The 20,991-nt window shown below is 53.7% G+C and carries 21 protein-coding genes; 3 read left to right on the forward strand and 18 right to left on the reverse strand.

The window, feature by feature from the left end; genetic code table 11:
• Positions 1–2: 2 nt before the first annotated feature.
• The gene (locus tag ETV65_RS11500; protein WP_129952982.1) at positions 3–797 is read right to left on the reverse strand and encodes a transporter substrate-binding domain-containing protein; all 795 of its coding nucleotides are present in this window, start codon (positions 795–797) and stop codon (positions 3–5) included.
• A gap of 42 nt (positions 798–839) precedes the next feature.
• Positions 840–2,042: a M20 family metallopeptidase gene (locus ETV65_RS11505; RefSeq protein ID WP_129952983.1), complete on the reverse strand. Its 1,203-nt coding sequence runs from the start codon at positions 2,040–2,042 to the stop codon at positions 840–842.
• A 195-nt stretch (positions 2,043–2,237) separates the two neighbouring features.
• On the opposite strand from ETV65_RS11505, the gene ETV65_RS11510 reads away from it, so the two are divergent.
• The gene (locus tag ETV65_RS11510; RefSeq protein ID WP_129952984.1) at positions 2,238–3,107 is read left to right on the forward strand and encodes a LysR family transcriptional regulator; all 870 of its coding nucleotides are present in this window, start codon (positions 2,238–2,240) and stop codon (positions 3,105–3,107) included.
• On the opposite strand, the gene ETV65_RS11515 is transcribed toward ETV65_RS11510, so the two are convergent.
• A complete protein-coding gene (locus tag ETV65_RS11515; RefSeq protein ID WP_129952985.1) occupies positions 3,108–3,989 on the reverse strand; it encodes a PhzF family phenazine biosynthesis protein in 882 nt (293 codons plus the stop codon). It abuts the gene before it with no gap.
• Between the two features lie 155 nt (positions 3,990–4,144).
• On the opposite strand from ETV65_RS11515, the gene ETV65_RS11520 reads away from it, so the two are divergent.
• Positions 4,145–5,434 (forward strand): SidA/IucD/PvdA family monooxygenase, encoded by a 1,290-nt coding sequence (locus tag ETV65_RS11520; RefSeq protein ID WP_129952986.1) that lies wholly within the window; start codon positions 4,145–4,147, stop codon positions 5,432–5,434.
• A gap of 71 nt (positions 5,435–5,505) precedes the next feature.
• Here the strand turns inward: ETV65_RS11520 and ETV65_RS11525 are convergent, their stop codons facing one another.
• Positions 5,506–6,156 carry a hemolysin III family protein gene (locus tag ETV65_RS11525; protein WP_129952987.1) on the reverse strand — a complete coding sequence of 217 codons (651 nt, stop codon included), beginning with the start codon at positions 6,154–6,156 and terminating at the stop codon, positions 5,506–5,508.
• A 371-nt stretch (positions 6,157–6,527) separates the two neighbouring features.
• Here ETV65_RS11525 and ETV65_RS11530 point away from each other — a divergent pair, with 371 nt between their 5' ends.
• A complete protein-coding gene (locus tag ETV65_RS11530; protein WP_129952988.1) occupies positions 6,528–7,136 on the forward strand; it encodes an HD domain-containing protein in 609 nt (202 codons plus the stop codon).
• Positions 7,137–7,177: 41 nt separating this feature from the next.
• Here the strand turns inward: ETV65_RS11530 and ETV65_RS11535 are convergent, their stop codons facing one another.
• From ETV65_RS11535 to ETV65_RS11600, 14 genes are all read right to left on the reverse strand, one after another.
• Positions 7,178–8,485 (reverse strand): ABC transporter substrate-binding protein, encoded by a 1,308-nt coding sequence (locus ETV65_RS11535; RefSeq protein ID WP_129952989.1) that lies wholly within the window; start codon positions 8,483–8,485, stop codon positions 7,178–7,180.
• Positions 8,478–9,584, reverse strand: coding sequence for an ABC transporter ATP-binding protein (locus ETV65_RS11540; RefSeq protein WP_205951587.1), 1,107 nt, complete (start codon positions 9,582–9,584; stop codon positions 8,478–8,480). Before ETV65_RS11540 ends, ETV65_RS11535 begins: the two co-directional genes overlap by 8 nt.
• Positions 9,584–10,411, reverse strand: a complete 828-nt coding sequence (locus ETV65_RS11545) for a phosphodiesterase (RefSeq protein WP_129952991.1) — start codon at positions 10,409–10,411, stop codon at positions 9,584–9,586. The genes ETV65_RS11540 and ETV65_RS11545 overlap by 1 nt, the downstream gene beginning before the upstream one ends.
• An 11-nt stretch (positions 10,412–10,422) precedes the next feature.
• Positions 10,423–11,322 (reverse strand): carbohydrate ABC transporter permease, encoded by a 900-nt coding sequence (locus tag ETV65_RS11550; RefSeq protein WP_129952992.1) that lies wholly within the window; start codon positions 11,320–11,322, stop codon positions 10,423–10,425.
• Positions 11,312–12,184, reverse strand: coding sequence for a sugar ABC transporter permease (locus ETV65_RS11555; RefSeq protein WP_129952993.1), 873 nt, complete (start codon positions 12,182–12,184; stop codon positions 11,312–11,314). Before ETV65_RS11555 ends, ETV65_RS11550 begins: the two co-directional genes overlap by 11 nt.
• 161 nt (positions 12,185–12,345) lie before the next feature.
• A complete protein-coding gene (locus ETV65_RS11560) occupies positions 12,346–12,747 on the reverse strand; it encodes a hypothetical protein (protein ID WP_129952994.1) in 402 nt (133 codons plus the stop codon).
• A gap of 301 nt (positions 12,748–13,048) precedes the next feature.
• A complete protein-coding gene (locus ETV65_RS11565) occupies positions 13,049–13,369 on the reverse strand; it encodes a hypothetical protein (RefSeq protein ID WP_129952995.1) in 321 nt (106 codons plus the stop codon).
• Positions 13,370–13,768: 399 nt separating this feature from the next.
• Positions 13,769–14,701: a ribokinase gene (gene rbsK, locus ETV65_RS11570; protein WP_129952996.1), complete on the reverse strand. Its 933-nt coding sequence runs from the start codon at positions 14,699–14,701 to the stop codon at positions 13,769–13,771.
• Positions 14,698–15,642 carry an allose kinase gene (alsK, locus tag ETV65_RS11575; protein WP_129952997.1) on the reverse strand — a complete coding sequence of 315 codons (945 nt, stop codon included), beginning with the start codon at positions 15,640–15,642 and terminating at the stop codon, positions 14,698–14,700. The genes rbsK and alsK overlap by 4 nt, the downstream gene beginning before the upstream one ends.
• Positions 15,643–15,657: 15 nt before the next feature.
• Complete coding sequence (gene alsE / locus ETV65_RS11580; protein ID WP_129952998.1) at positions 15,658–16,338, reverse strand: D-allulose 6-phosphate 3-epimerase; 681 nt, start codon at positions 16,336–16,338, stop codon at positions 15,658–15,660.
• Between the two features lie 38 nt (positions 16,339–16,376).
• Positions 16,377–17,462 (reverse strand): ABC transporter permease, encoded by a 1,086-nt coding sequence (locus ETV65_RS11585; protein WP_129952999.1) that lies wholly within the window; start codon positions 17,460–17,462, stop codon positions 16,377–16,379.
• An 11-nt stretch (positions 17,463–17,473) separates the two neighbouring features.
• Positions 17,474–18,463, reverse strand: a complete 990-nt coding sequence (locus ETV65_RS11590; protein WP_129953000.1) for an ABC transporter permease — start codon at positions 18,461–18,463, stop codon at positions 17,474–17,476.
• Positions 18,456–19,988, reverse strand: a complete 1,533-nt coding sequence (locus ETV65_RS11595) for a sugar ABC transporter ATP-binding protein (protein ID WP_129953001.1) — start codon at positions 19,986–19,988, stop codon at positions 18,456–18,458. Before ETV65_RS11595 ends, ETV65_RS11590 begins: the two co-directional genes overlap by 8 nt.
• A gap of 2 nt (positions 19,989–19,990) precedes the next feature.
• Positions 19,991–20,974: a substrate-binding domain-containing protein gene (locus ETV65_RS11600; RefSeq protein ID WP_129953319.1), complete on the reverse strand. Its 984-nt coding sequence runs from the start codon at positions 20,972–20,974 to the stop codon at positions 19,991–19,993.
• Positions 20,975–20,991: the final 17 nt, after the last annotated feature.

Genomic DNA, 20,991 nt, shown 5'->3' on the forward strand with positions numbered 1-20,991 from the left:
GATTATTTAACCTTTTCCTGATGAACCGATATGTCCAGCGGACCGAAGTAATGGGTCTTAATCTTTTCCCAGGTACCGTCAGCCATGATTTTTGCCAGGCCGTCATTGAGCAGTTTTTTGATGTGATCATCGCCTTTACGCAGGCCGTACGACGAACCGATGCTGAACAGTTTATCGTCACGCACTTCCGGGCCGGTCAGGGTAAAATTCCTGCCTTCCGGTTTGTTGAGAAAGCCAAAAGTCACCGCCACCGCCGGGCTGAGCGCACCGTCCAGGCGTCCGGCCACCAGATCCTGATAAATAGTGTCCTGATCGGCATACGCCACCACATCCACTCCTTTCGGCTGCCAGAAAGTATTGGCATACATTTCCTGAATCGAACCCTGCTGAACCGCGATACGCTTACCCTGCAACGATTCCGGCGTCGGCAACAGCGGGCTGCCTTTTTGCACCACCAGTTTGGTCGGGATGTGATACACAAAATCGCTGAAGTCGATCACTTTGCAGCGTTTTTCGGTCGCCCCCTGCGGCGAAATGAAATCCACTTTTTTGGCAATCAGCGAAGGGATTTCCGCGTCAAAGCTGCTGACCACATAGTCACATTTGACTTTCATCTCTTTGCAGATGGCGTTGGTGACATCAATTTCAAAGCCGGTCGGCGTCCCCGCAGCATCACGGAACTGGAACGGCGGATAACTTAAATCAGCGCCAACACGCAGCGTTTCGCCTTCGGCATGCGCCAGTGCGCTGCCCAAGATCATTGCCATAAGGGCAGCCACTTGTATTTTTTTCATCATTATCCTGTCCTCATATCCAAGGTTATTATTTTGATTGTGAACTTAAAAACGGGACTTCCAGTTTAAAAACTCTTCCCGTACGGCCTGAAGTTTTGCGCCGTCCTGACACAGATCAACTGTCGTCATCGCCAGCGCTTTTGCCGCCTGCAACATAGCCTGCAGGCCGGCTTCGGAACCGGCAGCTTCGGCAAATTCCGGTGTATGTGGCAGCACATCACCAATACGGATATACGGGTGGATCGCCGCCGTTACCTGGCTGACGTTGCCGATATCAGAAGAACCGATCCCGCCACTGAGCGGCGGCGGAACCACTTCTACGCCGAGGATGTCCAGATTTTGTTTAAAGTATTCCGCCAGCGTCAGGTTGTTATTGCGCTCGGCGTAGGTCAGCCCTTCTTCAATTTCCAGCCGCGCACCAGCCATCAGCGCCGCACCCCGCGCCGCATCAAACACTTTTTGTTTGACGGTACTGAGACCCCTGACCGTTTCAGCGCGCATCAGGAATTTCGCTTCCGCATAAGCCGGAACAATATTGGTCGCACTGCCACCATCGGAAATAATGCCGTGCACGCGCACATCGTCGGTGAACAACTGACGCAGGGCATTAATGCCGTTGAAGGTGTGGATCACCGCATCGAGCGCGCTGATCCCGTTCTGGGGAGCTGATGCCGCATGCGCCGCTTTGCCATAGAATTTAAATATCGCATCCACACATGCCAGCCCGCCGCGTACCACCATGGTTTTATCGCGCGGATGGAACATCATCACCGCGTCGACATGGTCGAAAATGCCTTTCTCGCTGAGGATAATTTTCCCGCCGCCCTCTTCCTCTGACGGTGTACCGATCACTTCCAGCTTGCCGGTCAGCAGATGCGATTGTTGTTTCAGCGCCAGCGCGGCCGTCACGGATGCCGTGCCAATCAGGTTATGTCCGCAGGCGTGCCCCAGTTCCTTCAGCGCATCGTATTCCGCCAGCAACGCGATCACAGGGCCCGGCTTACCGCTGTCAAACGTCGCGCGGAATGCCGTCGGCAAGCCGCCCGACTGAACCTCAATCTCAAATCCTGCCGCCCGCAGTGGCGCAATCAGTGCCGCTGCCGATTCGGCTTCCTCAAAGCTGAGTTCAGGGTTGGCATGAATGCTCAGCGCCAGCGCACTGGCCTGTGCTGCGAGAGAATCCACAGCTGCGATAATCTCAGCTTTCTGTTCTTTGGCGTGATGAACCGATGTAGTGCAACCAGACATGTTTTATTCCCTGCGATGGTGCAAGACCAAAAATTATTTTCGGGTGAATGCAACTTGGTGCGACGATGACGCGCCGCTACACCAACAGAAATAGGGCTTTTACTGTTTCCGGTCAAATTGAGCCTTTTTATCTGTTGCGCTTTTTACGCAAAAAATATTTTATGGAGGAAGGATTTTACGGGTGGCGGAAAAACGATGAACGAGAAAGACTGGCTGATATTGCGGGCGGTATATCAGCATAAAAATATCACCCGTGCGGCGGAACAGCTTTATACCTCACAACCCGCGCTCAGTTACCGTTTACGCCAGATTGAACGCAAGCTGGCGATCCGTCTGTTTGAAGAAGGACAAAAAGGGCTGACCTTCAGCGCACAGGGCGAATATCTCGCGCAACACGCCGTCACCGTGCTCAATGATTTACAGCAACTGAAACTCAATCTGCACAGTCTGGATCAGGAGCAGCAGGGAGAGATTTCACTGGGCGTGTCGAGCAACTACGCGGCGTACCGTCTTCCGCCATTGCTCAGCCAGTTCCGGCAGACACATCCGGGGATCCGTGTGAATCTGATGAGCGGTTTTAGCGAGGAGATCATTCAGAAGCTGTTGCGCGGGGAAATTGATATCGCGCTGGTGAAGGACGATTTTAACTGGAAGGAAAGCAAGCATCTGATTGAAGAAGATGATTACGTGCTGGTCAACAGTCAGGATTTTGATTTCGCCCTGTTGCCGCACATGCCGCAGATAAAAATTCACCACGGTGCGCACGTGACGCAACTGATTGAACGCTGGTGGAATGCCAACTTTTCGCATGCACCGACTGTCACAATGGAAGTCGACAAACTGGAAGTGTGCATGGCGATGGTGGAACACGGACTGGGTTACGCGATTGTCGCTCCTTATTTACCGCTGCCGGAGCATTTTTACCGCCGCCCGATCACAGTGGACGGCGCGACGGTAAAAAACCGCACCTGGTTGCTGCACCGCCATAACCTGCATGCCACACCGTACATGCAGGCGTTTATACATCTGTTACAAACGGCGCAACACGGGCTGATGCCCCGCTGATCAGAGATCTAACGTGCCGTCGATCAGCGTACAGCTATCGCCGCCGATCCACGGTTCGCCATCCACAAAGGTGACAGTCACGCGGCCATCGCGCTGGAGCTTCGTTCCCTGACGCACGCGGTAGGTTTGTGCCATATGCGCACCATCCGGGAAATTCGCCGCTTTCAGCACCCGCGCCAGACAGGCATTGGCGCTGCCGGTGACCGGATCTTCTTTCAGCACACCGTGTTCGTCGATAATCGCCCGCACTTCATAATCCGCCGGGCCGTTTTTATCGTGTAAACCATAGACTGCGATACCGTTAATCCCCAGCTGTGTTTGCAGCTGACTGACCGCGGCGGCATCGGCCGTGATATTCAGACAGTCCTGCGCACTTTCCATTCGCACGACCAGCCAGATGATGCCCATATCGACCGATACCGGCATGACGTCAGCCTGAATGTTGCCGCCGCGCAGCGCGGTTTCCAGCAACGCATGATGTTCAGTCTCCAGCGGTTTCAGTTGTGCAGGCGGAGCGGAAAATGCCTGACCGCCTTCTGCCAGCTGTTTTACCTGCACCAACCCGACACCGCATTCCTGCACCAGATAACCAGAATTTTTAGGCTTCAGCCCGCTTTGCAACAGCGCATATGCCGTACCCAGCGTCGGGTGTCCGGCGAACGGCAGCTCTTTGTCTGTAGTGAAAATCCGCACGCCGTAATCCGCTTCGGGTGACGTCGGTTTGATCACAAACGCCGTTTCCGCAAGATTGGTCCAGCGGGCCATGGCAAACATTTCGGCATCCGTCAGCCCTTCCGAATCTAGTATTACGGCCAGTGCATTGCCTTTGAGCGGCTCAGCGGTGAACACATCAACTTGTTTAAAACGACGCAAGCGGGTCATAGCAAATCCTTTTTAATCGTTGAGTAAGAAAAGGCAAAGTGAATGCATAGAGCAATATTTCAATAAGCTATCGGGAAAAAGGCCAGTCGCTGTCGGCTGACCTATGCTTAATAACATTGTTTCCAAAGTATCCTAAAAACATAAGGAATAGAAAGATGCCCGTGAAGGATTTGGTTGGTATTGGTATCGGTCCCTTTAATCTCAGTCTCGCCGCCATGGCAAAAGACACGGAAAAACTCAACGCTGCTTTCTTCGACGCTAACCCGGAATTCAGCTGGCATCCCGGTATGTTATTACCCACGGCGACCATGCAGACCTACGTCCTGCAGGATCTGGTCACTACCGTTGCGCCGCGCAGCGAATTCTCGTTTATTAATTATCTGGTTGAGCAGAAGAAAATTTACCGTTTTCTGGCCACGGAACAGCTGATCATCAGCCGCGATGAGTTTTCCGATTATCTGCGCTGGGCGTGCGACCGCATTACGGGTTTGCATTTTTCCGAACCGGTTGAGCGGATTGATTTCGACGATAAGCGGCAGGAATTTATCGTGCAGAGTGAAAAAGGCAAGCACCGCGCGCGCAATATTTGCCTCGGCACCGGTCATGCACCGTGGATCCCTAAACCGGCACGGGCAGCACTGGGGGATAACTGTTTTCATGCTGCAGAAATAGAACTGCGTGAGCCTGATTTCACCGGTAAACGGGTGGTAGTAGTCGGCGGCGGACAGAGCGGTGCCGACATCGTTCTTAACGCACTGAGCGGCCACTGGGGCGAATTCACCGAACTGAGCTGGATATCCCGGCGCCCTAATTTTCAGCCACTGGATGAATCAATTTTCACCAATGAATATTTTACCCCAGAGTATGTGAACTACTTTTATACGCTGCCGGAAGAGGTGCGCGAGCAGGAAATAGAAACGCAAAAACTGCCTTCTGACGGCATCAGTTATCACACGCTGGAAGACATCTATAAGCAGCTTTACCACCGTTTCGACGTGCTGCATCAGCCGCGTAACGTGCGTTTGTTGCCCCACCGCGCATTGGATCATATCGTGCGTAATGCGGCTGGCGATTTCAGTTTGCAGGCAAAGCACGGGCTGGAAAAATGCGAGGAACATTTCAGTGCCGATATGGTGATCCTGGCGACCGGGTACCGCCCCGGTTTACCGGATTATCTTGAACCGCTGCTGGCACGTATTCCTTATGACCGCGAGCAACATTTGCCGCTGCAGCCGAATTTCAATCTGCGCTGGGATGGTCCGGAGCAGAACCGCATTTACGCAGTGAATGCCGGGATCCACAGCCACGGCAGTGCCGAAGGGCAACTGACGCTGACCGCGTGGCGCTCGGCAAAAATCCTTAATCATTTGCTGGGCGAGGCACATTACGATCTGCGGCCGGTGCCCTCGCTGGTCCAGTGGTGGTCAGATACGCCCCATAAATAGCGAGCACAAAAAAGCGGAGCATCAGGCTCCGCGTTTCCTTTTCTTAAAGCGCCTTCGTGACTGAAAACACGTCAGACGTAAAAATAGATGGCTAAAAAGTGGCAGGCACTGCCGCCAAGCACGAATCCGTGCCAGATGGCGTGACCGAACCGATAACGTTTTGAAGCGTAAAAAATAACGCCCAGCGTGTATATCAAGCCACCCAGCGCCAGCAATATCACACCGCCAGGGGAAAGTTTGGTCGCCAGCTGATAAATCACAATCAGTGACAGCCAGCCCATTGTCAGATACGTGACCAGGGAAAGCACCTCAAAACGGTGCGCAAACGCCAGTTTAAAAATCACGCCGAACAGCGCCAGCCCCCAGATCACCGCCATTAATCCTTTCGCCAGAGGAGAATTGAGCCCGACCAGCAGGAACGGCGTGTAGGTACCGGCGATCAGTAAATAAATCGCGCAGTGATCAAGTTTTTTCAGCCAGTATTTGGCTTTCTGATGCGGTATCGCATGATACAGCGTGGAGGCCAGATACAGCAGAATCATGCTGCCGCCGTACAAACTGTAACTGGTGATCGCCATGGCGCTGGCGTTATCGCCTACTGCCTGAACCAGCAATAGCACCAATCCGACAATCCCGAAAATCAGACCCACGCCGTGACTGAGGCTGTTGGCAATCTCTTCAGCCCACGGATATCCCTGTGGTGATGGAGACAACTTACCCATACGTTGAGAACCCTCCAGGCAAAATACGTTAAAAGAATATAAAAGCGCTTCAAATCCGGTTGCTTATAACGGCTGATTATAAATCATACCGCAGACAGAGTAGCTGAGAATTATTCCAGTGTACACCTGTAAGCTTAAAACGAGTATTTCCCGATGTTACAGTCCCTTATCAGGATCATCATTTCAGAGTGACACCGTCTGGAATCCCTTCAATTCATTCACTTTGCTTATAATTTCTCCTCATGGCATTCAGAAAAGAACGATGCTGACCGCACCCAAAAACATGATTTTTTGTCATCAAGGGACTAAGGTGTACCGGAAATCTCTGATAACGCCATTAACAATGCTGTCAATATGACTAAGGTTTGACTATGTCTGTAGCAACTTCCCCGCTGGATTTCGGTGCCATGACTGAAGTTTTTCAGTTCCTGATGGAAATCGACAAGCTGAAAAGCGTGCAACGTCGCACAAAAGTTTTAGGCACTGAGCGTCAGGAAAATTCCGCGGAACATAGCTGGCATTTCGCCGTGGCAGCGATGTCTCTGGCACCTTTTGCGCCGGCAGGTATTGATATTAATAAAGTCATCCGCATGGCGTTGATCCATGACATCGTGGAAATTGATGCCGGTGACGTGCTGGTTTACGATCTCGCTGCCCGCGCGGCAGTTCAGGATCAGGAAATCATCGCAGCGAAACGTCTGTTCGGCCTTTTGCCCGCGCCGCTCGACCGTCAGTTCCTGGATTTGTGGGATGAATACGAAGCGGGTGAAACGCCGGAAGCACGCTTTGCGCTGGTGATCGACCGTGTGATGCCGATGGTCATGAACCTGAATAATCAGGGTCAGAGCTGGGTGGAAAATAATATCCGTCTGGAGCAGGTGTTAGCCCGCAATGCCTTTATCGCCGATATCCATCCTGAACTGTGGCTGCATATCCGCAGTCATCTGGATAATGCCCATCAACAGGGCTGGCTGAAATAATAAAACCCTTCCCCTCGTGAGAGGGGAAGGCGCAAGATCAACTACTTAGGAACATTCAGTGTCGTGGAATCCACGTAAGGTTTCAGGAGGGTATCGGCGTCTTTCTGTGCCTGTGCCGCCGCCGCTTCCGGCGTGACTTTCTCATTATTGACCAGTGCCGCCAGCTGATTTTCCATCGCCTGACGTACGGCTACGGTTTCATACGTCGCATACCACGGATAGGCGTATTTCAGCTGCTCCAGCGCAATCGCTGCACGCGGATCCTTTGCCAGGTAATCTTTCATTTCCGGTGTGTCATAGGACGCCATACGCGGTGAAAAATAGCCGGTAAAGCGGCTCCAGGCACCGTTAACTTTCGGGCTGACCAGATATTGCAGGAAAGTGTAGGCGGCTTTTTTCTGGTCGTCGGAAATGCCTTTAAAACTTACCAGACTCGCCCCGCCGATGGTGACACCGTTACGCACCTGGGCAGGCATCATGGCTACGCCCAGCTCGAAATCTTTGGTGTTTTCACGCATAAAGCCCAGCGCGCCGGTACTGAGCATCGCCATGCCGAGTTTACCGGAGAAAAATGCCGCGCTGATTTGTTTCGAGTTCAGCACCCCCGGCGGCATCACTTTGTCGCGATATACCAGATTCTGCCAGAAGCGCAGTGCCCCCAGTGTGGACGGTTTGTCGTAATAGACTTCGCCCGGATAATCGGCATTGTAGTACTGGCCGCCGTTGGCGCGGGTCAGTGCCGATAAAATCCAGCCGCCGTAATCATCATTGGTTGACGGCAGCATGATGCCCCACTGGCCTTTCGCCGAGTCCGTCAGCTTTTTCGAATCTGCCAGCAATTCATCCCAGTCTTTCGGCGGTGCGGTAATGCCCGCTTTGGCGAACATGTCTTTGTTGTAATAAAGAATAGGCGTCGAGTTATGGAACGGGATGGCATAGGTCACGCCGTTAACCTGTGCGTTCTGACGCAGGGCAGGCCAGAAATTTTGCGTCAGAAATGGCGTGGCTTTCTGATCGCCGAATTTGAACAGCTCATCCATCGGCAAAATTTCATTTTTAATCGCCAGATCCGCCGTGAAGTTAGCAGACATAATCACCAGCGCCGGTGGCTGGCCTGATTTAGCCGCCGCTTCGGCTTTGACTTTGGTGGTGTCGTAGTTACCGGTAAAAATCCCGCGCACTTCGATATCATTTTGTGACTGGTTGAACTCTTTGATAACGCGGGTCATTTCCAGGGTCAGTTTGCCGTCAACCGGCGCCGGGAACATGAAATCGATATTTTCTTTGGCGGAGGCGGTGCCCGCGGCAATCAAGCCGATGGCGAGCGCCAGCGCATGAACGTTACGCATAATGGTGATTCTCCCGGTGCAGGTTTTGCTGGTTTTGGCCTGAAAAAAGATGAAGATCGTGCAAAGAAAAATGCAATGTGATGCGGTCGCCGGGTTGTGGAATATTCCCGCTGTTTTCCCGCAACAGATTTTTACGGACGTAGCGGATTTTCCCGATCGCCGTGTCGGCGTGACATAAATACTCCGCGCCGAGCAACTCGCGGTAGGTCAGTGTCGCCTGCAATTGCAGGCTTTCACCTTCCGCAGGCTGGTCGCTGATGTGTTCGGGTCTGATGCCCAGATACACCTCATTGAGTGTCTGCGCATGCTCAGTTTGCGGCAGATGAACCGGCTGATTTTCGACCGTCAGCATGCCATCAGCACACGGCAGTAAAAACAGATTCATCGACGGTGTGCCGATAAACCCGGCGACAAACAGGTTGGCCGGATGCGCATACAACCTTTCCGGTGCGCCAATTTGTTGCAGGTGGCCTTTATCCAGCACGGCGATCCTGTCCGCCATGGTCATGGCTTCCATCTGATCATGGGTGACGTAAACAGTGCTGGTTTTCAGTTGTTTATGCAGTTGCATGATACCGTCACGCACTTCCGTGCGCAGGCGTGCATCAAGATTCGACAGCGGCTCATCCATCAGAAACAACTTAGGATCGCGCACAATAGCGCGCGCCATCGCCACCCGCTGCCGCTGACCGCCGGATAACTTGCCGGGTTTGCGTTTGAGCAAGGGCCCGAGCTGTAATAATCCGGCGACGCGATCTACCCGTGCCTGATGCAGATGTTTCGGCTCATTGCGCATCCGCATGCCGAACGTGATGTTTTGTTCAACGGTCATGTGCGGGAACAGCGCGTAGTTCTGGAAGATCATCGAGAAATTGCGCTCGCGCGGCGACAGCCCGGCGATATCCTTACCGTCGAGTATAATGCGCCCGTCGCTCACCTCTTCCAGACCGGCCAGCAGGCGCAGCAAGGTACTTTTGCCGCAACCCGATGGCCCGACCAGCACCAGAAATTCACCGTCGGTGATTTCCAGCGACAGCTGATTCACTGCCGTGCTGCCTTCAAACTGTTTGGTAATATTTTCCAGACGAATGCCAGACATCATTGAAAGTCCACCGGGCAACTGATTTGCGCATCATAAAGATAGGGGCCGGGATATTGTGACAACGGATGCAGATAACTGACCAGCCCGGTGTGATCCACCAGACGATGCATCACGCAGGCCGCCGGCTCGAGGTTATAAAACGGTGCCGGATTATGATGATAATACGGCACCTGATGTACCGTGCCGGGAATGGTGGTGATGATCGTCTGTTTGTACTGCGTAAAAATCAGACGGTGCGTGTGGCCGCAGAACACGCGAACCAGCGACGGAAAGCGATCAATCAGCGCCAGCAGCTGGTCACCGTTTTCACACGAAATGGCGTCCATCTGTGCCGAGCCGACTTTCACCGGCGGGTGGTGCATAAACACCGCCGTCGGCTTATCGCCCCCCTGCTCCAGCTGACCTTCCAGCCACGCCAGCGTTTCCAGCGTCAGGAACCCCTTCGATTCTCCGGCCAGGCTCGAATCGATAAACAGCAGACGCATCGGGAAATCATCAATGGCGTAATGCATGTTTTGCGGATCGGTGCCGAGCTGCGGACACAGCGAATGCAACGCTTCCAGAAACTGTGCTTTGTCGTCGTGGTTGCCGGGAATGATGTACAGCGGATAACGCAGATTGCCCAGCGTGCGACGCGCCACCTCATATTCCTGCGGCAGACCGCAGTTAACGATATCACCGGTGATCACTACCGCATCCGGTTGTTCTTCCAGCGCATTCAGCTGGCTGACCACTTCGGCGTTGCAGCCGTTCACATCGATAAAGTCATACAGTTTGCGGCCATCGCTGCGAAAGTGCATGTCAGAAATCTGAGCTAAAAACATGGATGACTCCTTTATTTGATCCCGGAAAAACCGAAGCTTTTCAGGAATTGTTTCTGAAAAATAATGAACGCCAGCATCAGCGGCAGGCACACCATCAGCGTGCCGGCGGTAATTAACCCCCATTGTCCGCCTGACTCTGCGCCCATCGCGAAAGACACCAGCCCGACGGTCAGCACCTGTTTATCCGGGTCATTAAGTACCATCAGCGGCCACAGGTATTCATTCCAGTGATAGGTAATGCTGACGGTGGCAAAGGCCAGGATGGCGGGCCACGACATGGGGATCAGTACGCGGAACACCACCTGCCACCAGCGGCAGCCTTCCATCAGCGCAGCCTCTTCGATTTCACGGGGAATGCTGAGAAACGCCTGACGCATCAGGAACACACCAAACGCCGAGGCAAAGTACGGCATCATCACGCCGGTCAGGGTATTGAGCAGTCCGAACTGTTTGAGGATCATCATGTTCGGTACCATCATGATGACGGGCATGATCATCAGTTGAATCAGCAACAGATAGAACAGCGTCTGTTTGCCGCGAAATTCGTGATACGCGAACACGTAACCGGCAGTGGTGATGGTCACCAGCTGAACCAGAAAGGTGCCGAAGGAGAAAAAGAGGGTATTGGCGTAAAGCCGCAGCCAGTCGGCGCTGTCCCACGCATCGCGGAAGTTTTGCAACGTCAGCGGGAAACGCGGTAACAGCGAGGCCATATCCGGCGCAAAACTGCTTTCACTGAAAGCCGACGACAGCATCCACAGGAAAGGCGCCATCCATAAAAACGCGGCGCACAACAATAAAACCGGCAGCGTCGAACGACGCGCACCGCGCAATAACATCGATGGTGAACGCGCGCCCTGACGGGATTTTTTGCCGGTCATCACCGGCACTTCAGACGTTTCAACGCTCATAGTGAGCTCCTCTTTCCAGCACACGCAGGTTCAGCATCGAAAAACCAAACAGCAGCACCAGCGTCAGGAATGTCGCCGCCGAGGCTTTGCCTAAATCGTGGGTGTCATTCGCCAGACTCTGGATGTAATACAGCAGCACGGTGGTGGCGTTATTCGGCCCGCCCTGCGTCATCACCGCGACATGATCTATCTGGGTAATCGAATAAATCAGCGCGATAGTGACCACAAAACTGATGGTCGGGCGCAAAAGCGGCAACGTGATATAGAAGAAAACCTGCGGGCGCGACGCGCCTTCCATCAGCGCCGCTTCGCGTGCTGAGGCGGGGATTGACTGCAATCCGGCGAGGAAAAACAGCATGTAATAGCCGGCAAATTTCCACACGCCGATCACACTCAGCGCAATCAGTGCGCTGTTGCTCATGCCGAGGTAATTGTTATTCATCGGCCCGAATACTTTGGCCAGGTAGTAATCCAGCAGCCCCATACCGGGCATGAAAATGAACAACCACAAGGTAGCAGCACTGACCAGCGGGATAATCATCGGGAAGAAAAACGCGGTACGCAGCCAGCGGTTCAGCGAGGTGTTTTCCCACAGCGCGACCGCCAGCAGCAGCGCCAGAATAATGCCGGGGACCACGGTCATCAGGATGTACGCCAGATTATTGAGCAGCGCACGCCAGAAGACTGAATCCTGGATCAGGCGCAGATAGTTTTGCAGGCCAACAAACGGCGGCGCGTCTGACGACAGACGGCTGTCAAACAGACTGTCCATCGCTGACTGAAATAAGGGGTAATAGGTAAATAAAAACAGAAAAATCAGCGTCGGCAGCAAAATCAGATAAGGGAACAACGTGCGGCGCATTACAGGGTACCGGTCAGCGAAATAAGGTGCCTATCCTGTCCTGCATTTGTGTCAGCCACATGGCGGGAATGTGATGGTTATTTGAATGAAATATGAGCAATGTTACTGAACAAATAGAGGTCGGGTGTCAGATTGAACGGTAACATGCGGATACAACCCCACTAAAATGGGGCTGAGTTGAGGTATATAAAGACAGAATCAGATTGGTTGGTAAAACTATAAATAGTTCCTTTAACTGTAAAATAGAGATATCTGCCCTTCAATTGCATTTGGACATTTGAATCTGAAGTAAAAAGAACAGAAGGATAATCTCTGACATCCGCCAGAAACTCTTTCTCTGTTTTTAGAGATGGATAAAGATAATATTTATACGTATTTTGGGTCGTTGCTCCCGCACTACCTTCAGTCACATAAAGGGTAGTAAACTCGCCTATACTTTCCTTTCGTATAATCGTTTGTTCATAAGGTGAAAAATCTGATACCACCTTAATTAAATATCCAAAAAAAACTATAACCAACACGATAAAAATATACCTTTTCCTAAAAACCCGTTCTTTTTGCATAATCAATCCCTGCTCTTATCCATGTCTGGTCTTTAGGATCATCCCAATGGGAGTTTGGTCCCTCATTACCACATATTAAAATAAAAACCACGCAAGCATTAATCATTTTTACATTAAAATGAAGCTTATAAATACAAACGAATTAGCTTCAATCATACAAAAAAACACATAAATACACATGGAGTATATTTTATATTTATCTTAAAACTTGCACGAAACCCACACCCGGCCTCCCAGCCTTCCCCTCGTGAGAGGGAAAGGAGCAAAAGATAAACCCTCAGCGTTTGCTGAGGGAGGGTTTTTATACCTGCGTTTTATTTCTCACCAGCGCAATCCCCGCCTTCTCTGACAATTCAAACAGTGCCGGAAGCAGATGCGCCGAGGCTTTCAGATACGCGCTCACTTGCGATACGCCTTCCGGCGGCAACAGTTCGCTATTCTCCAGCCCTTCACTCAGGCACAGCAAACCGTGGCAAAGTCCTTCGGCGGATTCAGACGCGACAGCGCCCAGATCGTAAAGCTGGGGATCGGTGAAATCGCTCAGATCCAGATCAGCAATCAGGCCGCGGAAAACGGTGAGGGAATTGTCGGGATGGTTGGTTTCGGTAATTGAATCGGTCATTTTAAAGTCTCGAGTAAAGTATGTTTTGCCCCACACGAGACGCTAACCTCGGGTGGTGGCTCAGACAGAGTTAGCGTTACCGGACTCGAAAACCGGCGCTTCTGAGAAGCCCCTGCCTGAACCACCATAATTTACAGGTGACTCAAAACCTGCGGCATTATGCCACAGTGCAATCGAGTAAATCTGATCCAGAACGCTAATTCTGACTACGGTTCTTCCGCAGCGAAACGACTATATTCCTGATATTTTCTGAATGAAACGGGCTGGATGGATTTACAGGGAGTTACTCTGAAATCTGGAAGATGTCTCGCAGGAATAACGCAGTCCGGCTCCCTCCCCTGCGAAGGGGAGGAGCAAGAAAAACTCGCAACCTTCGCAGGGGCAAAAGGCAACCCTGCTTCAAACCACCACAACCCCCATCCGCTCACGCGCTTCTTCATATGTCGGCATTGATGCCGCCGCACCCGCCCTTTCCACGCAAACAGAGGCGTAAGCGGAGGCGAATTGCGCGGCGTCGGGGAGTGTGGCGCCGGCGGCGAGTTGTGAGGCCAGCGCACCGTTGAAGGCGTCGCCTGCACCGGTGGTATCGACCGGGGTCGCCGGGCAGGCCCGGATAATCTGCGTTTCGCCGTTGACAGAAAGCAGCGCGCCCTGCGTGCCTAAGGTGATGATCAGCGCCCGGATCCCTTTATCGTGCAGCGCCTGGGCAGCGCGGCCGGCGGAAGGAAGATCATGTACGTCTATCCCCGTCAGCAGCGTACATTCCGTGGCATTCGGCGTGAGTAAATCCACCTGTGACAGCAGATGGTCAGACACCGGCTGAAACGGCGCAGGATTGAGGATAATGTAGGTGCCGTTATCCCTGGCGATACCGATCAGTTTTTCAATCGCAGACAGGTTGTTTTCGAGCTGCGTCAGCAGGATATCGGCGGCGGCGACAGCCGGACGGCACTGTTCAACCTCCTCGTCGGTAACCGTCAGGTTTGCACCCGGATCGACAGCAATCATGTTCTCAGCATCGGCTCCGGCGACATAAATCAGTGCGTTACCGGTCGGGCATTCGCTGGTGGAAAATAACGTGACGGCATCAAAACCGGCACCGTCAAGGTGGCGGCGGGCAAACATGCCGAAATCATCGCGGCCGACTTTACCGATGTAATGTACCCGCGCACCGGCACGCAGCGCGGCGACGGCCTGGTTCGCGCCCTTGCCGCCCGCGCCCATCATGCTGTTGCGGGCGATCAGGGATTCTCCCGGTTTCGGGAAACGCGCCATGCCTGCGACAATATCGAGGTTGAAAGAACCAAATACGCATACCTTGCCTTTGTTCATGCCTCTCTCCTGAAGGATAATGTACCGGCGGCCAGAGCTGGCTGCGACGGAAAAACACGCTGTGCGGCTAAACACGCGCCACGGCAACCGGTTTCATCGGTGACGGCGCTGAAATGAATGGTGAGATCGTTAGCCGGAAACGGACTGCGTAAATGGCTGCGTAATTGCTGTTCCAGTTCAGCCAGCGGAAACTTTTTCATCGCCAGCACACCGCCACCCAGCACTAAATATTCGGGATCAAGAATGTTCATTTCGCTGGCCACCGTGCGTGCCAGCCGTGCCACAAATTCGGTTAAATCCACATGCCCGGCATGGCGCACAAACAGTTCGGCGAACGGCGTTTGTGGCGCGTGTTGCTGCGCCCAGCCTGTCAGCCAGTTGCCGGAGGTCAGTGTCTCAACGCAGCCGGTTTTACCGCACGGGCAGTCTAGTGAATTCTCTGCCAGAGGAATGTGCCCCAGTTCGCCTGCGCCGCCGTGTGCGCCGTGATAAAAATCACCGTTGATCCACAAACTGTTGCCAAGCCCAGTGCCAAGATACAGACCGACGGCAACATCCGGCAGTGTGTTGTGTTGCGTTAAATCCCACCACATCAGATGGTTAACGTCTTTGTCCATCGCCACCGGCAAATGTAACCTTTCCGAGAGCAGCGTCGCCACCGGCTGATTATCCAGCGCCGAAATGAACGGCAGCGACAACACAGTTTGCCGGTCGCGGGACAATACGCCCGGCAGCCCGAGCATTACCTGTGCCACCTGGTGGTGCGGATCCTGCGCCTGCAAATACGCTGTGATCAGCCTTTCCAGCCCCTGTAACGGATCGGACTGCCCCGCCCAGCTTTGGGTCGGCGTTTTGTGGTAGCCGCGAAAATTTTGCTGGCTGTCCATCAGCATTAAACGGGTATTCGTTCCCCCGACATCAACTCCAAGAAAATGCGGCATACGGCTCTCCTGCCCTCAGGCTGCGTGACGCGCCTGACGCATCTGATCGAGCATTTTGTCCCAGGCAACATCCAGATCGCTGTCCAGCGTGAACAGGCCGGAACTGCCGACGATCAGCACTTCCGCGCCTGCGCCCATCAGATCCTGATAGGTTCGCAGGTTGCAGGAGCCGTCAATTTCGATCAGATAGCGGTAGCCTTTTTGCTGTTTGAGATCCCGCAGCTGCGCGATCTTCCCGAGCATTTCAGGGATGAACGGCTGACCGGCATAACCCGGATCCACGGTCATCACGGTAATTTTATCCAGCAGATGAATGTAGTGCTGGATGTACTCCACCGGCGTCGCCGGGTTGAGTACTACACCCACTTTTTTACCCAGCGAGCGGATCTGACTGATGATGCGGAATGCGTCGCGGTTAATGGTTTCGGCGTGCGGACAGATAAAATCGGCACCGGCTTTGGCGATGGGTTCGATAAAGTCAGCCGGATTTTCTATCATCATATGCACGTCCAGAATCAGCGGCGTATGCGGACGGATTTGCTCAATAAAGAACGGCGACAGCGTAATGTTTTTAACGTAATGACCGTCCATGATGTCGATATGCAACATGTCAGCGCGGCGGTTCAGCACCTCAAGCTGTTGTTTAATGTCGATCAGGCTCATGCACATCAGCGACGGAGAAATTTTGTATTCCATGGTGTTTTCCTAAGTCAGAGGCAATGTAAAAAGAGTCGTTAAGGTTGAGCCGCCCGCGCTTTGGCAGCGCTCATTCGCCCCGCCCTTTTTTGCAGATAACGGCTGCGGAAGAATTTCAGCGCCAGCACCACAATCAATACCGCGCCCCACATCGCCAGGCTGAAATGCGGGCTGACATTCATCAGGTTCAGGCCGGTGGAAATCACCTGCAGGACAATCAGCGAAAGCACGACGCCCGCCACTTTACCGAAACCACCGTTCGGATCCGTGCCGCCGAGAATAATGGCGAGCACCGTCAGCAGCAGGTATGAATCGCCGTAGCCCATGCGCGCCGAGTTAAAACGCGCCATCATAATCAGCCCGGCAATCACACATAACATGCTGGAAATGACATAGATGGCGATCAGCACACGGTGCGTATTCACGCCGCTGAAATGAGTGGCGTTGATGTTGCTGCCACTCATGTAGATGTATTTGCCGAGACGGGTGCGTTCTAAAAACACCGCGATTAACACCGCCGTCAGCAGGAAAATAATCAGCGGAACGGGCACACCGAGCAGGGTTTCCGCCCCGATAAAGCGCACGATATCCGGCATACCACTGATCGCCGCACCGCGTGAAAGATAGATACCGACACCATTGACCATGGTCATGGTCGCCAGCGTCACCAGAATCGGATGCGCACCGACATATGCCACCAGCGCACCGGTCAGCATGCCAATCACCAGCGCCAGAATCATCGCGCCAACCAGCGCCACGGTCAGCCAGACCGCCTGCATGGCCATACTGGCATCAGGCGGCAGCCAGGTCAGAAACACCCACGCCATCAGTAAACTGGTCAGGTTAGCAGTGGCAATAATGCACAGGTTCAGGCCGCCGCTGAGGATCGGGATAAACATCGCCAGCGTCAGTAAGCCGAGTTCCGGAAGCTGGAAGGCGACACTCATAAAGGTGGCGTCACTGAAGAATCGCCCCGGCATCGCCAGGCTGAAGCCGATGATCACCACCAGCAATAACAGCGATAATCCGAGCGTGGTGTTATCGATTTTTATGGCAGCCATTTTCAGACGAGGCCGCGCATCGGGCTTCGCTTTAAGACTCACATTTCTGCTTTTTGCGAACATAGCGGTTTTCCTCAGGCGAAGCCGACTTCGGTTTCTTTGCGTTTCTTATAATGGGTGACGGTGATGGCTGCGACGATCACCACGCCGATGACGATGTTCATGAAGTAACTGGAAACACCAATCAGGTTGAGGCCGTTTTTCAGCACGCCGATCAGGAACACGCCCATCAATGTGCCGACCACGCTGCCTTTGCCGCCGTTAAGACTGGCACCCCCGAGCACCGCCGCCGCCAGCACATCCAGCTCGCCGCCGACCAGCGCATTCGGTACCACTTCACCGACGCGATAGACCTGCACCAGCCCGCCAATCGCCGCCATGGCGCCGAGATAGCCATAGGCAAACAAATGCAGTAAACCGACACGGATGCCAATACGGCGCGCCGATTCCTGGTCGCCACCGACGGCAAACAACTGGCGTCCGAGATGGGTTTTATTGAGCAGCACCCAGCTCAGTGCGGCAACCGCCAGCATCACCACGACGGGCAACCCAATCTGATAATGCTGCTCACCCACGCTGAACGGCAGCACGCGGATCGGCGTGGTCAGCCAGTCCGGCAGGTCGTACAAACTGGTGCCGTTGGTCAGCCACATCAGCATGCCGAACAGCAGCGACTGCATACTGATGGTGACGATGATTGACACGATGCGCAGGCAGTAGATCAGAATGGCGTTGATCATCCCGAGCACAGTACCGATGGCGATAGCCAGCAAAATGCTGCCGGCCGGGTTGCTCAGACCGTAATGGATCGCCAGCGTGGCGATGGCGTACTGCACCACGGAGGCGACGGCGGCAAACGAAATATCGATACCGCCCGTCACCAGTACCACAAACAGACCGAGGGCAAAAATACCACTGACAGCGTAGCTTTCGGTCAGATCCAGCAGGTTCTGTAACGTCAGAAACTGAGGGGTCAGTAAGGAAAAAGTGACAATAACCGCCAGCAGCACCCAGGCTAAATAGCCTTCGTTGCCGGACGGACGTAACCGGCTGAGCTTAAGCATTGACCGCCTCCGCAAGTTGTTGCTGGGTAATCGTACCCGGCAGATATTCTCCGATTACCGTGCCTTCAGAGAAATGCAGCACACGGTCGCAGTTGAAATAGACCTCCGGCACCTCGTCGGAAATCAGCAGAATGGAAATACCCTCTTCTGCCAGCTGATGGATCAGCTGATAAATGCTGGCTTTGGCACCGACATCGACGCCGACAGTGGGTGAATCGAGGATCAGGATTTTCGGCTGTGTCAGCACCCATTTCGCGAGCACGATTTTTTGCTGATTGCCGCCGGAAAGCGTGGAGATCGCCTGATCGGGGTTCGCCACTTTGACGCCGAGTTTCTCGATCCACTGCTGGATGATTTTGTTTTTGCGGTATTCGTCGATCAGGTGAAAACGGCTGCGCAGCTGATCCATGATCGCCAGCACGGTGTTGTCCCCGACCGACTGTTGCTGGATCAGGCCGAGCGTCAGGCGATCTTCCGACACGTAACCGACGCCCGATTTGATCGCGTCTTCGTGACTGCGAAAACGTACCGGTTTGCTGTCGAGATAGATTTTGCCGCTGTCCGGTTTGGTCATGCCAAACAGGCTGAGCGCCAGTTCGGTGCGGCCGCTGCCGAGCAGGCCGCATAAACCGAGCACTTCACCGGCGTGCAGTTTGAAACTGACATTGTGATACTGGCCTGCGCGGCTGAGTTTGTCGGTTTCCAGCATGATGCGCTCGTCATTCATGTTGGCGGCTTTCAGGCGGTAATCGAGTTTCAGGCCGGTCATCAGTTCGGTCAGGCGTTCGCTGCTGACCTCAGACGCCGGGAAAGTGCCGACTTTTTTGCCGTCACGGATAACCGTCACGCTGTCGGAAATCTCCAGCACTTCATCGAGACGATGGCTGACGAACACCACGCTGATCCCTTTGCTTTTCAGATAATGCACGGTACGCAACAGCTGATTAACTTCTGTACGGGTCAGCGAGGCGGTCGGCTCATCCATAATCACTAAACGCGCATCCGCCACCAGCGCACGGCAAATCGCCACCTGCTGACGCTGGGCAATTGGCAGCGACGAGACTTTACTGTCGAGATCGAGCGAATAATTCAACTCGGTCAGAATACGCCGGGCCGTTTCCCGCAGGCGTGACGGGCGGTACCAGCCCATCAGCCCCTGTAAGTTGTGGTCGAAAGCAATATTTTCGAACACGCTGAGATTCGGAAACAGCGACAGATCCTGATAAATCACCTGTACGCCAAACTGCCGCGCCTGATCCGGAGACAACTTGCTGAAACTCTGGCTACCCTCAGACGGCGAACTGAGCGTGATCAGGCAACCGTTATCCGGCTGGTAAACCCCCGAGATCACTTTGATCAACGTACTTTTCCCGCAGCCATTTGTGCCCGCCAGGCAGTGAACTTCGCCCTGCATCAGCCGCAGGGAAATGTCATTAAGCGCACGCTGTCCGCCAAACGTTACCGACAGATTTTGCACATCAATCAGCGGCGTGTTGTCTGTTTGAATGATCTCGGAGATTGCCATGATTACAGCCCCATTTTGACCAGTTTTGGCAGGTTCGCTTTATCCAGGCTTTCGGTTTCATTGCCCAGAATGGTGTGCGTTGCCTCGTCCACTTTCACTTTGCCCATGCCTTCAATGGTCATGCCGTCAGTGATTTTTTCGCCTTTTTCCAGCTTCTCGGCGATGCGCACAAAGACTTCACCCGCGATCATCGGGTTCCAGATAAAGCCGCCTTTGATGGCTCCGGCTTTCACCAGGCTGGCACCCTGCCCCGGGCTGAACGGCCCGAACACACAGACGTCGTCAGTTTTGCCACGATTAAGTACCGCGCGGCCTGCGCCAATCGGTCCCTGTGAACCAATCGCCAGAATACCTTTCAGGTTGGCGTCTTTAGACATCAGGTCGTTGGTGGTACGGATGCTGTCATCAAGAGACTCACCGACACCAAATTTGTCACCCACCAGATGCATATCCGGATAATGTGCTTTCTGGTAATTAATGGCCGCATCGGCCCATTTCTGATGGAGCGGCACGGTCAGACTGCCGACATACACCGCGTAATCGCCTTTTTCTTTCATGCACTGCGCCAGAGCAATCATGTGATTAATACCGTGCTGTGTTGCATCGACCATTTCGAAATCCCAGTCGGCATATTTTTGATCCGGTGATTCATGCACGATGACTTTGATCCCGGCGTCACGCGCACGTTTCAGTACCGGCTCCAGCACGCGGGCGTCGTTGGGTACCACACCGATCACATCCACTTTCTGGGCGATCAGATCTTCAATCGCACGCACCTGCAATGCCGGATCCGCACTGGTCGGCCCGACCTGCCACGCGTCGATACCACGTTTGGCCGCTTCGCTTTTGATCCCGGCTTCCATTGCGTTGAACCAGGCGTTACCGCCGACTTTCACCACCACGCCCATACGAATTTTGTCGGCGGCATGCGCAGACAGGGACAACATGGCTGTGGCGAACAGGCAGGCAAGAACGGATTTCTTGATCATGTTTACTCTCCTGG

Source organism: Rahnella sp. RFA10(1/100) (assembly GCF_004195115.1).
Taxonomy (GTDB): Bacteria; Pseudomonadota; Gammaproteobacteria; order Enterobacterales; family Enterobacteriaceae; genus Rahnella; species Rahnella perminowiae.

Excerpts from the sequence above, each read along its gene's own strand:
- ETV65_RS11595 (WP_129953001.1), bottom strand. The coding sequence starts at position 19,988 with ATGGCAATCTCCGAGATCATTCAAACAGACAACACGCCGCTGATTGAT.
- ETV65_RS11515 (WP_129952985.1), bottom strand. The coding sequence starts at position 3,989 with ATGACCCGCTTGCGTCGTTTTAAACAAGTTGATGTGTTCACCGCTGAG.
- ETV65_RS11510 (WP_129952984.1), top strand. The coding sequence starts at position 2,238 with ATGAACGAGAAAGACTGGCTGATATTGCGGGCGGTATATCAGCATAAA.
- ETV65_RS11530 (WP_129952988.1), top strand. The coding sequence starts at position 6,528 with ATGTCTGTAGCAACTTCCCCGCTGGATTTCGGTGCCATGACTGAAGTT.
- ETV65_RS11550 (WP_129952992.1), bottom strand. The coding sequence starts at position 11,322 with ATGAGCGTTGAAACGTCTGAAGTGCCGGTGATGACCGGCAAAAAATCC.
- alsE (WP_129952998.1), bottom strand. The coding sequence starts at position 16,338 with ATGGAATACAAAATTTCTCCGTCGCTGATGTGCATGAGCCTGATCGAC.
- ETV65_RS11565 (WP_129952995.1), bottom strand. The coding sequence starts at position 13,369 with ATGACCGATTCAATTACCGAAACCAACCATCCCGACAATTCCCTCACC.
- ETV65_RS11525 (WP_129952987.1), bottom strand. The coding sequence starts at position 6,156 with ATGGGTAAGTTGTCTCCATCACCACAGGGATATCCGTGGGCTGAAGAG.
- ETV65_RS11520 (WP_129952986.1), top strand. The coding sequence starts at position 4,145 with ATGCCCGTGAAGGATTTGGTTGGTATTGGTATCGGTCCCTTTAATCTC.
- ETV65_RS11590 (WP_129953000.1), bottom strand. The coding sequence starts at position 18,463 with ATGCTTAAGCTCAGCCGGTTACGTCCGTCCGGCAACGAAGGCTATTTA.
- ETV65_RS11535 (WP_129952989.1), bottom strand. The coding sequence starts at position 8,485 with ATGCGTAACGTTCATGCGCTGGCGCTCGCCATCGGCTTGATTGCCGCG.
- ETV65_RS11555 (WP_129952993.1), bottom strand. The coding sequence starts at position 12,184 with ATGCGCCGCACGTTGTTCCCTTATCTGATTTTGCTGCCGACGCTGATT.
- ETV65_RS11545 (WP_129952991.1), bottom strand. The coding sequence starts at position 10,411 with ATGTTTTTAGCTCAGATTTCTGACATGCACTTTCGCAGCGATGGCCGC.
- ETV65_RS11505 (WP_129952983.1), bottom strand. The coding sequence starts at position 2,042 with ATGTCTGGTTGCACTACATCGGTTCATCACGCCAAAGAACAGAAAGCT.
- ETV65_RS11560 (WP_129952994.1), bottom strand. The coding sequence starts at position 12,747 with ATGCAAAAAGAACGGGTTTTTAGGAAAAGGTATATTTTTATCGTGTTG.
- ETV65_RS11585 (WP_129952999.1), bottom strand. The coding sequence starts at position 17,462 with ATGTTCGCAAAAAGCAGAAATGTGAGTCTTAAAGCGAAGCCCGATGCG.
- ETV65_RS11540 (WP_205951587.1), bottom strand. The coding sequence starts at position 9,584 with ATGTCTGGCATTCGTCTGGAAAATATTACCAAACAGTTTGAAGGCAGC.
- ETV65_RS11500 (WP_129952982.1), bottom strand. The coding sequence starts at position 797 with ATGATGAAAAAAATACAAGTGGCTGCCCTTATGGCAATGATCTTGGGC.
- alsK (WP_129952997.1), bottom strand. The coding sequence starts at position 15,642 with ATGCCGCATTTTCTTGGAGTTGATGTCGGGGGAACGAATACCCGTTTA.
- rbsK (WP_129952996.1), bottom strand. The coding sequence starts at position 14,701 with ATGAACAAAGGCAAGGTATGCGTATTTGGTTCTTTCAACCTCGATATT.